We start from the raw sequence: 11,807 nt of genomic DNA on the forward strand, positions 1-11,807 counted from the left end.
CGACGCAAGCACTGGAATGAGGGAGCGAACGGAGTGAGCGACCGAGTGAAGCGCGCAGCGAGCGTACGTCGTCCTCGCGGCTGGGGCTTTGGCGGTGGTCGCCGCAGCAACCACGTACAGCCGAGCGGCTGGGGCTTTGGCGGTGGTCGCCGTCGATCTGCGGTCAGTTATTTATAAGCGGGCGACTCGAACGACAGAGTCCGTCACCGCACCGACAACGACTACTTATAACCGGTTCTCGCGGCCGGGATCGACGTCGATCGCGTCGACCGGACAGACGTCGACGCAGAGCATGCAGTCGATACACTGGTCCTCGTCGGCGGGGTTCGCCTTCCGCTCGGACTCGGGGTGGTCGGGCGTGTCGACCCACTCGAACACGTCGACCGGGCAGTCCTCCAGACACGCGCCGTCGGCGAGACAGATGTCGAAATCGACCGCGACGTGGGTACCGCGAATCCCCTGCTTTGCCGGCGGCTCGACGGGACCCCAGACCGCGACGCCGTCCTCCTCGCCAACCTTCTCGCGGCTCTGTTCGAAGTTCGAGTCGATGGCCATCTTGCCCGTAGTTCCGGGGCTCGCTATTTAACCTCCGCGGCAGGCGGTCGGTGAGGTCGCGTCGCGGACCGCGCGGCGCCCCCGAGGACTCCCGATCACGGATGCGCGTAGTACGCGAGCAGGTCCTCCTCGCCGGCCCGCCCGTCGGGCTCGTCGGTTGCCTCGAGATCGAACGCGTCGATCCGGACGAAGCCGACGCGCTCGAACTGGACGACGGTGTCGGGGTCAACCTCGGCGAGCGCGGGCTCGGCGATCCCCCGCACGTCGCCGGAGACGGTCCGGAGGAGGGTCGCGAGCCCCTCGTCGGCCGGCGCCCAGTGGACCACGTCCACGTCCCCCTCGCGGACCACGTCGATGTCGGCGTCGACGAAGGCCAGCTCGTCGCCCGCGTGCCGGACGCAGCCGTATCCCTTGAGCCAGACGCGCTCGCCCTCGCTCGGGAGGTCGGAGAATTCGACGACGACTCGCCCGGCGGGCACCTCGCGGTCGCCGCGGTCGGCGTGGTCGGGGTGGAGCGGCGGGTGGCCGGCCTCGGGCGCGGGCGCGTCGCCCTCGACGACCGGCAGCTCGACGGCGGGGTCGTCGTCGCGGTCGCGCACGAGGAAGTAGCGGTTCGCCTCGTCGTCGACCAGATCGCGGTTGTTCGCGTAGACGGAAGACATCGCCAGATCGACGTCGGAGGTGGACATCCCGAGTTCGGTCATCGAGTCGACGAGCGCTTGCCCCCGAATGCCGCGGCGGCGCATCGACCGGATCGTCGGGGCGCGCGGGTCGTCCCAGCCGGTCAGCTCGCCCGTTTCGATCAGCTCCTTGATCGTCGAGGTGGAGAGTTTCACGTCGTACTCGTCGACCTGCACGTGGCCCCAGTGGAGCACCTCCGGGTACTCCCAGTCGAAGTAGTCGTAGACGAACCGCTGGCGCTTCGCGGAGTCCTGCAGGTCGATGCCGCGGATGATGTGGGTGACGCCCGTGAGGTGGTCGTCGACGCCGGACTGGAAGTCGAGCATGGGCCAACAGCGGTAGTCGGCCGCCTCCTCGCGCGGGTGGGGAGTGTCGATCATCCGGAACGCGACCCAGTCGCGGAGCGCGGGGTTCTTGTGCTCGATGTCGGTCTTCACGCGAAGGACCATCTCGCCGGCGGAGTACTCGCCGTCGACCATCGCCGAGAACTCCTCGTGGACGATTTCGGCGTCCTTCTCGCGGTGCGGACACGCCTCGCCCGCGTTCTTCAGCTCCGAGAAATCGTCGCCGGAACACGAGCAGGTGTAGGCGCCGCCGGCGTCGATCAGGTCGCGGGCGTGGTCGTAGTAGGTCTCCAACCGGTCGGAGGCCCGGAGCACGCGGTCGGGCTCGAACCCGAGGTACTCGATGTCCTCGAGGATGGCGTCGTACGCGTCCAGATCCGGGCGCTTGGTCTCCGGATCGGTATCGTCGAACCGGCAGATGAACTCCCCGTCGTAGCGCTCCTTGTACGTCCCGATCACCGCGGGCATCCGGGCGTGGCCGACGTGCCACGGCCCGTTGGGGTTCGGCGCGGCGCGCATCACGACCTCTCCCGCCTCGGCGTTCGGGAGGTCGGGGAGGACGTGTTCGTCCGCCTCGTCCTCGGCCTCCAACTCCGCGAGCTTGTCGGGCGCGAGCTCGCCGAGCCGCTCCCGGCGCTCGGCCTCGTCCATGCCGGCGACCCGGTTCACTACCGGCGCGACGACGCTCGGGATATCGTCGCCGTGCGGTCTAAAGTCGGGGTTCTCGCCCATGAGCGGCCCCATGATGGCGCCCACGTCCGGGTCGTTGCCGTGTTTGAGCGCGTTGAACAGCGCGGCGGCCTCGCCCGCCGCCTCGACGCGCCCGCGGAGTTCGTCGTCCATGCACGCCGCTTGTCGGGGTCGGCTCAAAAACGCCGCGGAACGGCGGTGAAGGAGGCGACTCGCGCAAGGCGGGACCGCAACCGCGGGGCCGCGGGCAGGGGTGTTGGAGACGTGAGGGCGGACCGGGTTAAATCATCGAGACCGTTCACGCTGGTAACGGGATCATACCGGCGTGAACGGTCGAGACGCTTATCAGGCCGCGACGACGTAGGTGTGAGATCGGTTCGCAAATCCGGACGGACGGAGCGGCGCCCGCCCGGCTCCGCCGGGTTGATGTCGGGGCGAGCCGTGGGTCGCCCATGAACACGGGAGCGATCGGAGCCCGAGGGCGGACCGCGGAGGGGTCGGCGTGGTAGAGCCCATGTCGGAGGCGGAGCGCGACGCCGGGAACCGGCAGATAAAGGCCGTCATCCTCCTCGTCGTGGCGGTGACGCCGCCGCTCATCGCGCTCCAGCTCGACCCCTCGCTCGCCGAGCTGCTCGCGGCGCTCGCCGGCGGGACCGCGCTGGGGCTGGTCGTCGTGTGGTACCTCGGGCGGTTGGGAAAGGAGTTCACCGGGGGATCGCGCCGGACGGGACGGCGGCGCTGAGGCGGCGCAGCGAGGCGGCGCTGAGGCGGCGCTGAGGCGGGAGACGCCTGTCCGTCAGTCCTGCTCGATCCGGGAGGTCGCCGATTCAGTCGTCGCCGGACCTTCGACGGCCTCGCCCGCGCGGTCGCCCGCGATCGACCGCGACGACGACAGCGGCGAGATGCTCACCTCGCCCTCGACGGCCGCGAGCCGGTCGGAGCCGGGGTCGTCAGGGACATCGCCGCGGAGGAACTCCCGCCAGAAGCGGTCGCGGAGCTCCATCCCCATCTCGCCGCGCCGCTCGCCGAACTCCCAGCCGTCGGGGACGTTCTCGTCCTCCGGGCCCTCCTCGCCCGGCCGGAACTCGATCACGTCGAAGCCGCGCGCGGGCTCGGTCAGCCGGTAGGTCGGGTCTTCGGCCGCCTCGTCGTCGGCCGCGGGGACGTTGACGTTCAGCACGTCGGCGCCGAACGGGAGGGCGAACTCGGTCTCTCCGTCTCCATCACCGCCACCCCCTGCCTCGGCGCGGTCGAGCAGGTCGACGACGACCTCGCCGGCGACCGCGAAGTCGCCGCTGTCGAGGGTCGGCGGGACGGGAAGGTTACCCCGGTCGTACAGCGACACCGCGATCGCCGGCGTACCGAGGAACGACGCCTCCATCGCGGCGCCGACCGTGCCGGACTGTCCGAGGATGTGCGCGCCGATGTTCGGGCCGTGGTTACAGCCGGAGACGACCACGTCGGGGTCGAGCCCGAGCGCCACGTCCGCGACGGCGACGCAGTCGGCGGGGGTCCCCTCGACCGCGTAGCCGAGGTCGGTCTCGGCGTACTCCACCGTCGTGTTCCACCACGAGCGCGCGCCGCCGACGCCGGACTGGTTGCTCTCGGGCGCGACGACCGTCACCTCGTAGTCGTGCGAGAGCGCGTCGAACAGCGCCCGGAGGCCGACGGCGTCGATGCCGTCGTCGTTGGTGAGGAGGATCTCCGTCGTCATGCCCGTCACTGCGAGGGGACGGGGGAAAACGTCGCCGGTCGCGGGCGGACGGGGTCCGACGGACGAACGTGAAACCGTGTGGGATGAAAGAGCGTGAGAAGGACCGCGGGCGTCGGCTGGGTGGTACTCGGGTGGTCAGCGGGAGGGTGCGGTGAGCGGTGAGCTGGGAAGAGCGGGGTGGGTAGCGTGTGGAGACCGGGTCAGTCGGCCGCGACGGGCGGCGCCGATCGTGCCAGCTCCAACACCTCGTCGAAGAAGCCGAGCGAGTCGTGCGGACCGGGGTTCGCCTCTGGGTGGTACTGGCGGGTGATGACGTCGAGCTCCTCGCTGTCGAGGCCCTCGACGGTGTCGTCGTTGACGTTCACCTGCGTCACCTCCAGCGGACCGGTGTCATCGACCGTGTAGCCGTGGTTCTGCGTCGTCATCACGACCCTGTCGCTGCGGAGGTCCTTGACCGGCTGGTTGACGCCGCGGTGGCCGAACGCCATCTTCTCGGTCGAGCCGCCGAGCGCGCTCGTGATCACCTGCTGGCCGAGACAGATGCCGGCCATCGGCAGGTCGCCGGCGACGGCGTCGACGACCTCCTGCGCGGCGACGAAGTTCTCCGGGTCGCCCGGGCCGTTCGAGACGAAGAGCACGTCCGGGTCCACGTCGGCCACGTCCTCGGAGGTCGCGTCGTACGGGAGGACGTGCACGTCCGCGCCGCGCTCGGTGAGCGAGGAGATGATCGAACCCTTCGCGCCGCAGTCGAGCAGGGCCACGTCGGCGACGCCGTCGCCCTCGTGGACGGTCGGCTCCGACACGGACACCTGCGCGCCGATGTCGACGTGGTCGCTCATCGGCTTGCACGCCTCCATCTCCGCGACCGCGTCCTCGGGGGTCGCGTCCGGGCCGGCGGCGATCCCGCAGGCCATCGCGCCCTCCTCGCGGACGGTGGTGACGATCTCGCGGGTGTCGACGTGGTCGACGGCGGGCACGTCCTCGTCGGCGAGCCACTCGGCGACATCGTCGGTCAGCTCGCGGGCGATCGCCGCGCGGGGCTGGACCGAGCCGGACTCGAATCGCTCGGATCGGACGCCGTAGTTCCCGATCAAGGGGTACGAGAAGGTGAGGATCTGTTCGGCGTAGGAGGGGTCGGTGAGCGACTCCTCGTAGCCGGTGTACGCGGTCGTGAACACCAGTTCGCCACGGGTGCGCCCCGGCGCACGAGCGCGCGCTTCGAGCACGCGTCCGTCGGCCAGCGCGATGTAGGCGTCCGACATTACGAGATACGTACGCGTAGAGGGTAATAAATGCGTCGTTCGTAGCTTCATTACGATATTCGTAACGAGTAAGTCGACGGGCCGAGACGAACGGGTATGGACGACCTCGACCGACGAATCCTCTCGATCCTGCGCCGGGACGCGCGGACCCCGTACACGGAGATCGCGGACCGCGTCGGCACCTCTGAGGGGACGGTGCGGAACCGCGTCGACCGCATGACCGAGGACGGGATCATCGAGCGGTTCACCGTCACGACACGCACGGGCAACGTGAAGGCGATGATCGAGATCTCGGTGGAGATGAACGTCGACACGGCCGCCGTCGGCGAGCGCATGGTCGACTGGGAAGAGGTCGACTTCGTCTGGCAGGTCTCCGGCGAGGACGACATCGTGCTCGTCGTCGACGCCGTCGACACGCGCGCGGTCAACGAGCTCATCTCCCAAGCGAGGGAGATGGACGAGGTCAAGTCGACGAAGACCCGGCTCATCCTCGACGAGCGGTTAGGGTGACCTCGGCGGCGAACCTGATTACCAAAAATCCGGCTCGAACCGAGAGAGCCGCTCAGGTCGATTCGGAGTCGGCGGCGACGTTGGCCGCTCCCGTCGGCGTGTCGGCTCCTGCCGCCCCGTCGCCGTCTCTCTCATCCTCGAACGCCCGTCGATTCCGGATGGTGAACAGCACGAACAGGACGAACCCGATGCCACGCAGAGTCAGATCGAGCAGCAGCGCGTTGACAGAGACGGTTACGCCGACGAGTCCGAGCAGGTCAAAGACGGACTCAGAGAGCATCCCCGGCGCCATGAGCAGCAGCGAGCTGAACGCGAACGCGATCCGCTCGAACCGGCCGACACGGGTGTACAGCGTCCCGATGACGGTTGCGCCGAGCGCGATCACGCCGAGGAAGACTCCGACGACCGGGATCAGGATCTCGGGGATCGAGTAGGACAGTTCTGCGAGGTCGGCGAAGTTGACCACGCGGTACTGCTCGCGGATGCCAAGTTCCGCCGCGTTCTCCTTTCGGCGGAGCAGGACGATCCCCGGCACGAACACGAACGCGAAGGGAACGATCGCCTTGTTTAGCGACAGCGAGAACGCCTTCACGCCGGTCTGGAAGGGGTCGGACTTGGCGACTCCGCTCGCAGCGTACGCCGCCACCGCCACGGGCGGCGTGATGTCGGCGATCACGCCGAAGTAGAGGATGTACAGATGGGCGGCCAAAAGCGGGATACCGAACTCCACGAGCGGCGTCGCCAACATCGAGATGAGGATGATGTAGGTGACCGTCGTCGGCATCCCCATTCCGAGGATGATGCTCGCGACGGCCGTCACGAGCAGCATGATCACCTTCGACCCGCCCGAGAGCGCCAACAGCAACGAGGTCAGGTTGGGGCCGAGCCCGGAAACGCTGATAACGCCGGGGATGATCCCCGCAGCCGCGACCGCGATCACGACCGGGACTGCGGTTCGAGCGCCTTCGTCCATCGATTTGACGACGAACGTGCCGAGTTTGAACGGCTGGCTGTCGCCCAGATCCCGGCCGGTACGGTCGCCGAGTTCCGCAGCCGTGTCCCGAATCTCCGGGTTGAGTTCGAGCAGCGAGGCGTCGAGATCGGGCTTGGACAGCAGCGTCAACGCCCCTGCGAGCATCACGTACCACTCGATTCCGGCGCTGACAGCGCTGACCGCGTCCGCGATCGGAAGCCCCGCACCGCCGGCACCAGTCACGAGCCCGGTGATCGGGACGCCCGCGACGACGTGACTCGCCAGGTCGACGCCCACGATCGCCGCGAGGGTCCCGAAGAGCCGGAGCCGTGTCTCCTCGCTGTAGGCGGCGATGAAGGCGATCAGCGCGACCAGCGCGACCAACGTGAACCACGCGGATCGTGAGACCGAGAGCCGCTCGATGATGAGGTAGTACAGGAGCAGTCCGATCGGGACGAGGTAGAACCAGCCGTGCTTGAGGTGGCTCCAAAACGAGACGGTGTCCCCGCCGGAGACCCCGCCGATCCCCTCCTCAACGGCCTTGAGGTGAACCATCACCCAGACCCCGAAGAAGAAGACGATCGCCGGGATCGTCGAGACGATGATGATGTCCGCGAACGGCGTCGCGGTGTACTGCACCATGAGGAAGGCGGCCGCCCCCATCACCGGCGGAAGGATCTGGCCGCCGGAAGACGCGGACGATTCGACGGCTCCGGAGAACTCGGAAGAGTATCCCGAGCGCTTCATCAACGGAATTGTGAACGCGCCGGTCGTGACCGTGTTGGCGATCGACGAGCCCGAGATCGTTCCCATGAATCCGCTGGCGAGGATGCTCGCCTTGGCCGGGCCGCCTTTACGGCCTCCGGTGAGCGCGTACGCGAGGTCGATGAACCACTGACCCGCCCCGCTCATCTCGAGGAACGAGCCGAACAGGATGAAGATGTAGATGAAGCTCACCGACACGGTCACCGGAATCCCGAAGACTCCGTTTTCCGTGTTGTACCAGAGGTTCTGAACGATGTCCGGCCAGGTGAGTTCCGGGATCGCGAGCAGCCCGAGGAACGGCGTGCTCGAGCTGATGAGGTACCCCCAGCGGGCGTAGACGATGAAGGTGGCGACGATGATCATCAGCGGGAGGCCGAGCGTCCGGCGGGTGGCCTCCAAGACGAGCAGGACGCCGATCACGCCGAGCGCCATCGCGTAGGAGTACTCGCTCACGAACGGGACGCCGCCGAGCAGGGGTTGGAGGAACGCGTACACCTCGGTGATCGGGCGGCCCGAATCGATCCCGAAGACGCGCATGTTCTGGATCTCCGAGAACTCCGTCAGGAAGTAGATCGCCGACAGGATCGCCGCGGCGATACACAGCAGGTCGAACGGCGTCACTCGATCGCGGTCGGGGTCGAGGAACGCCCACCGGAACGCCGACCGAACGCCCGTGGTCAGTCGCGTGACAGGGTTACGATCGCCGAGCCGCCGAGACACCGCCGGCGCGACTCGGCCGAGGTTTCGGGAGACGAGACCGTCGCCCATGCTGGCCGGAAAGAGCAGGAGCGTGAGCACGAGCGCGAAGGAGACGTGGATCGCGTTCGCCTGTAGGAGCTGGAGCGACACCTGCCAGGGGGCAAGCGCGATTCCGGCGAACTCGACGGTCGGAAGCCAGACCGTGAACGTGAAACTCCGGGCCGCGAGGAACAGCTGGAAGACCGAAAACAGAATCCCGATCGCCGCGACCGCCACAGCCGCGACCCCCCGTAACGAGCGGCGGCGCTCGATTTCCTGTATCAGTTCGTCCGCCTCTTCACGGGAGATCTCCTCGTCGTCATCCCCCGGTGGTGTACTCGCGCCGGGAGCGTCCGGACCACCGCCAGGACCGGGGTCTCGCGAGCCGCCGTCGTTCGGATCGTCGGTGCCGCCGTCCGTTCGGTGAGTCGTAGTCATAGCATTATCTCGAGGAACGACCGCTGTTCGATATAGAGTGTGACATCGCTGCCATCGGTCACCGCGACGAGGTCGTGTTCTCGCCCGTCAACGATCAACGTGTGGTCGGCGATTCGGCCCGGCGAGACCGAGAGGCGTTCGAGTTCCGTGATCGGTTCCGCAGGGTCGTACACGAGCGTCCCGTTCACGTTCGTGACGTTGACGCGCGCGGGGAGCCCCCATCCGTACGACTCGAACTCCATCCGCGTGTTCACGAGCGTCTCGCCGTCGACGCGGTACTCGTCGTACACGCGCGACTTCTCGACGCTGTGAGTGTACTCCAGCGCCACGGTGCTCTCGGAATCGACCGGCTCCGTGAGGTAGCGTTCATCCGTCTCGATGTCCTCGACGACGAGGACGGCTCCGACTGGGGCCGTCGCCGCGACGCCGGCGAGAACGAGCACCGCGACTGCGAGGATCGCGATACCCACGGTCGATCGAGAAAGGTGACCCATGGTTTCGGGTGATCGTCGTGGAATCGAGTTTGAAACGGTTATGAAACGATCCGCTGTCAGACCGGATCGATCGGATCGATCGAGCCGGTTCGTTGCGGAGCGAGTCGGGCGTCGAGAGCGAGTTAGGCGTCGAAGTACGCCGCCGCGCCCTCGTGGAGCTCGATGGACATCCCGTCCTGTGCGCTGTCGACGGTGATGAAGTCGGTCTTGATCGTGAGCTCGTCGAGGTTGTCGAAGATGGCCGCGGTGACCGTCTCGACGGTGTCGGTCGGCACCTCGGAGTTAGTGGCGATCATCGCCTGCACGGCGACGGTCTCGACGTCCTCGTCGACGCCGCTGTACGTGCCGCCGGGGATGGTGTCGTTCGCGAACCAGGAGGCGTCCTCCTTGACGGCTTCGCGGTTGTCGCCCGCGATCGGAACGATCGCGATGTCGTTCGTGTTCGCGAGGTCCTCGATCGCGCCGACCGGCCAGCCGCCGACGACGAAGGCGGCGTCGATGTCACCGTTCGCGAGCTGTTCGGACGCCTGCGAGAAGCCGGCGTTCTGCTCGTTGTAGTCGGAGATACCGAGCGATTCCAGGATCTGCTGTGCGTTGACCTGCGTCCCCGACCCGAGGTCGCCGGTGTTGATCGTCGCGCCGCTGAGGTCGTCGACGGAGGAAATGTCGTTCTCCGCCAGCGTGACGAGCGTGATCGTCTCCGGATACAGCGTCGCGACGCCCTGTAGATTCTCGATCGAGTTGTCCTGGAAGGCTTCGATGCCGGTTCCGTTCTTCGCGAACGAGGCGATGTCGTTCTGGATGAGCGCGAAGTCGGCCGACCCGTCCGCGAGGCTACCGACGTTCTCGACGCTCGCACCGGTGGACTGGACGTTCAGCGAGAAGTCGGTGTTCGCCTCGACGACCGTCTTGAACTCGTTCGAGAGCGGGTAGTAGGTCCCGCCGGTACCGCCAGCGTGCCAGCTCAGGCGGTTTTCGCTGTCGCCGCCGTCGCTTCCGTCGGAGCCATCGCTGCCGTCGGAGCCGTCGCTGCCGTCACTACCGTCGGAGCCGTCACTACCATCACTTCCGTCGGAGCCGTCACTACCATCGCCGCCGTTTCCGCTACAGCCGGCGAGTGCGGCCACGCCAGCGACACCTGTCGCTTCGAGGAATCTGCGTCGTGTTCGGTGTGAAGACATACGTTACGCAAGAGAGAACACGAGTATATATATCTAGGGATATCGTTAACAGACATTCCCATTTACACAGAGATTGAGTGAGAAGTGGAAAGGAGACAGACTATTAATTAATAATCATTGAGAATGCGCTTTTGACGATAGTTCGGCCAGTCGAGACGCCGGATCTCCAAAAGTTTCGCGTGGTTCGAAGCGCCCGTTTAGGCGAGTTCGTCGATCTTTTCGACGACGGCGTCGGCGAACTCGCTGGTCGCGAGCTTCTCCCCGCCCTCGATCTGGCGGTGGAGGTCGTAGGTGACCTGCCCGGACGAGATCGTCTCTTCGACCGCGTCGCGCACGAGGTCGGCGGCGTCGGACCAGCCGAGGTAGTCGAGCATCTCGCGGCCCGAGAGGATCATCGCGGTGGGGTTGACCTTGTCCTCACCGGCGTACTTGGGCGCGGAGCCGTGGACGGGCTCTGCGAGGCACCGCCCGTGGCCGCGATTGATCCCGGGCGCGATGCCGAGCCCGCCGATCTGCGCACCCGCGGCGTCGGACATGTAGTCGCCGTTGAGGTTCATCGTCGCGATCACGGAGTACTCGTCCGTGCGGGTCAGTAACTGCTGGAGCATGTTGTCCGCGATGCGGTCCTTGACGACGACGGTGCCCGCGGGCTGTTCGCCGTCGTGGTCCTCCCACAGGTCGTCTTCGGTGATCACGTCCGCGCCGTACTCCTCGTCGGCGACCTCGTAGCCCCAGTCGCGGAACGCGCCCTCGGTGAACTTCATGATGTTCCCCTTGTGGACGAGCGTGACCGAGTCGCGGTCGTTCGCGAGCGCGTAGTCGATCGCCTCGCGGATGAGCCGTTTCGAGCCGAACTCGGAGATGGGTTTGACCCCGATCCCGACGGGACCGTCGTGGATCACGTCATCGATCCCCATCTCGGCTTCGACGAACCCGCGGACTTGTTCGGACTCGTCGGTGCCGGCCTCCCACTCGATGCCGGCGTAGACGTCCTCGGTGTTCTCACGGAACGTGATCATGTCCATCTCTTCCGGGTTCTTGACGGGCGAGGGAACCCCGTCGAGGTAGTAGGTTGGCCGGACGTTCGCGTACAGGTCGAGCACCTTGCGGAGCGCGACGTTGAGCGAGCGGAAGCCGGCGCCGACGGGGGTCGTCAGCGGCCCCTTGATCGCGACGCGGTGGTCACGGATCGCCGAGACGGTGTCGTCGGGGAGGTTCTCGTCGTACTTCTCACGGGCGCTCGAACCCGCGTAGACGCGCATCCACGCGATCGACCGACCCGTCGCCTCGGCGGCGGCGTCCAGTACCTTCTGGGCGGCCGGCCCGACGTCGGTCCCGATCCCGTCGCCGTGAATGATCGGGATGATCGGGTTCTCGGGGACGTTCAGCTCGCCGCTCTCCTCGTCGGCCAGCGTGATGGCCTCGCCGTCGTCCGGGACATCGACCTTGTCGTAGCTCATGA

10 protein-coding genes are annotated in these 11,807 nt (G+C 67.1%); 2 read left to right on the top strand and 8 right to left on the bottom strand.

All coding sequences use genetic code 11. The annotated features are described in order from the left end of the window. Window positions 1–225: 225 nt before the first annotated feature. Together ESO89_RS00865 and ESO89_RS00870 are read right to left on the bottom strand one after the other, a co-directional pair. A complete protein-coding gene (locus ESO89_RS00865; RefSeq protein ID WP_128903800.1) occupies window positions 226–555 on the bottom strand; it encodes a 4Fe-4S dicluster domain-containing protein in 330 nt (109 codons plus the stop codon). Window positions 556–650: 95 nt separating this feature from the next. Continuing rightward, window positions 651–2,423 carry a glutamate--tRNA ligase gene (locus tag ESO89_RS00870; RefSeq protein ID WP_128903801.1) on the bottom strand — a complete coding sequence of 591 codons (1,773 nt, stop codon included), beginning with the start codon at window positions 2,421–2,423 and terminating at the stop codon, window positions 651–653. Between the two features lie 361 nt (window positions 2,424–2,784). Between ESO89_RS00870 and ESO89_RS00875 the strand changes: the two genes are divergently transcribed. Continuing rightward, window positions 2,785–3,012, top strand: a complete 228-nt coding sequence (locus tag ESO89_RS00875) for a hypothetical protein (RefSeq protein ID WP_128904096.1) — start codon at window positions 2,785–2,787, stop codon at window positions 3,010–3,012. A 54-nt stretch (window positions 3,013–3,066) separates the two neighbouring features. On the opposite strand, the gene surE is transcribed toward ESO89_RS00875, so the two are convergent. Next, entirely contained in the window at window positions 3,067–3,984 is a 918-nt protein-coding gene (gene surE / locus ESO89_RS00880; protein WP_128903802.1) for a 5'/3'-nucleotidase SurE, read from the bottom strand. A 200-nt stretch (window positions 3,985–4,184) separates the two neighbouring features. Further along, window positions 4,185–5,246: a glutamine-hydrolyzing carbamoyl-phosphate synthase small subunit gene (gene carA, locus ESO89_RS00885; RefSeq protein ID WP_128903803.1), complete on the bottom strand. Its 1,062-nt coding sequence runs from the start codon at window positions 5,244–5,246 to the stop codon at window positions 4,185–4,187. A 96-nt stretch (window positions 5,247–5,342) separates the two neighbouring features. On the opposite strand from carA, the gene ESO89_RS00890 reads away from it, so the two are divergent. Next, window positions 5,343–5,756, top strand: coding sequence for an Lrp/AsnC family transcriptional regulator (locus ESO89_RS00890; protein WP_128903804.1), 414 nt, complete (start codon window positions 5,343–5,345; stop codon window positions 5,754–5,756). Between the two features lie 52 nt (window positions 5,757–5,808). On the opposite strand, the gene ESO89_RS00895 is transcribed toward ESO89_RS00890, so the two are convergent. The 4 genes from ESO89_RS00895 to icd form a co-directional block, all read right to left on the bottom strand. Next, entirely contained in the window at window positions 5,809–8,670 is a 2,862-nt protein-coding gene (locus ESO89_RS00895) for a TRAP transporter permease (protein ID WP_128903805.1), read from the bottom strand. Continuing rightward, window positions 8,667–9,164 carry a DUF1850 domain-containing protein gene (locus ESO89_RS00900; protein ID WP_128903806.1) on the bottom strand — a complete coding sequence of 166 codons (498 nt, stop codon included), beginning with the start codon at window positions 9,162–9,164 and terminating at the stop codon, window positions 8,667–8,669. Before ESO89_RS00900 ends, ESO89_RS00895 begins: the two co-directional genes overlap by 4 nt. 122 nt (window positions 9,165–9,286) lie before the next feature. Then, window positions 9,287–10,345, bottom strand: a complete 1,059-nt coding sequence (locus tag ESO89_RS00905; RefSeq protein WP_128903807.1) for a TAXI family TRAP transporter solute-binding subunit — start codon at window positions 10,343–10,345, stop codon at window positions 9,287–9,289. 197 nt (window positions 10,346–10,542) lie between these two features. Further along, entirely contained in the window at window positions 10,543–11,805 is a 1,263-nt protein-coding gene (gene icd / locus ESO89_RS00910; RefSeq protein ID WP_128903808.1) for an isocitrate dehydrogenase (NADP(+)), read from the bottom strand. Between the last annotated feature and the right edge of the window lie 2 nt (window positions 11,806–11,807).

This window comes from Halorubrum amylolyticum, from assembly GCF_004114995.1.
GTDB classification, from domain to species: domain Archaea; phylum Halobacteriota; class Halobacteria; order Halobacteriales; family Haloferacaceae; genus Halorubrum; species Halorubrum amylolyticum.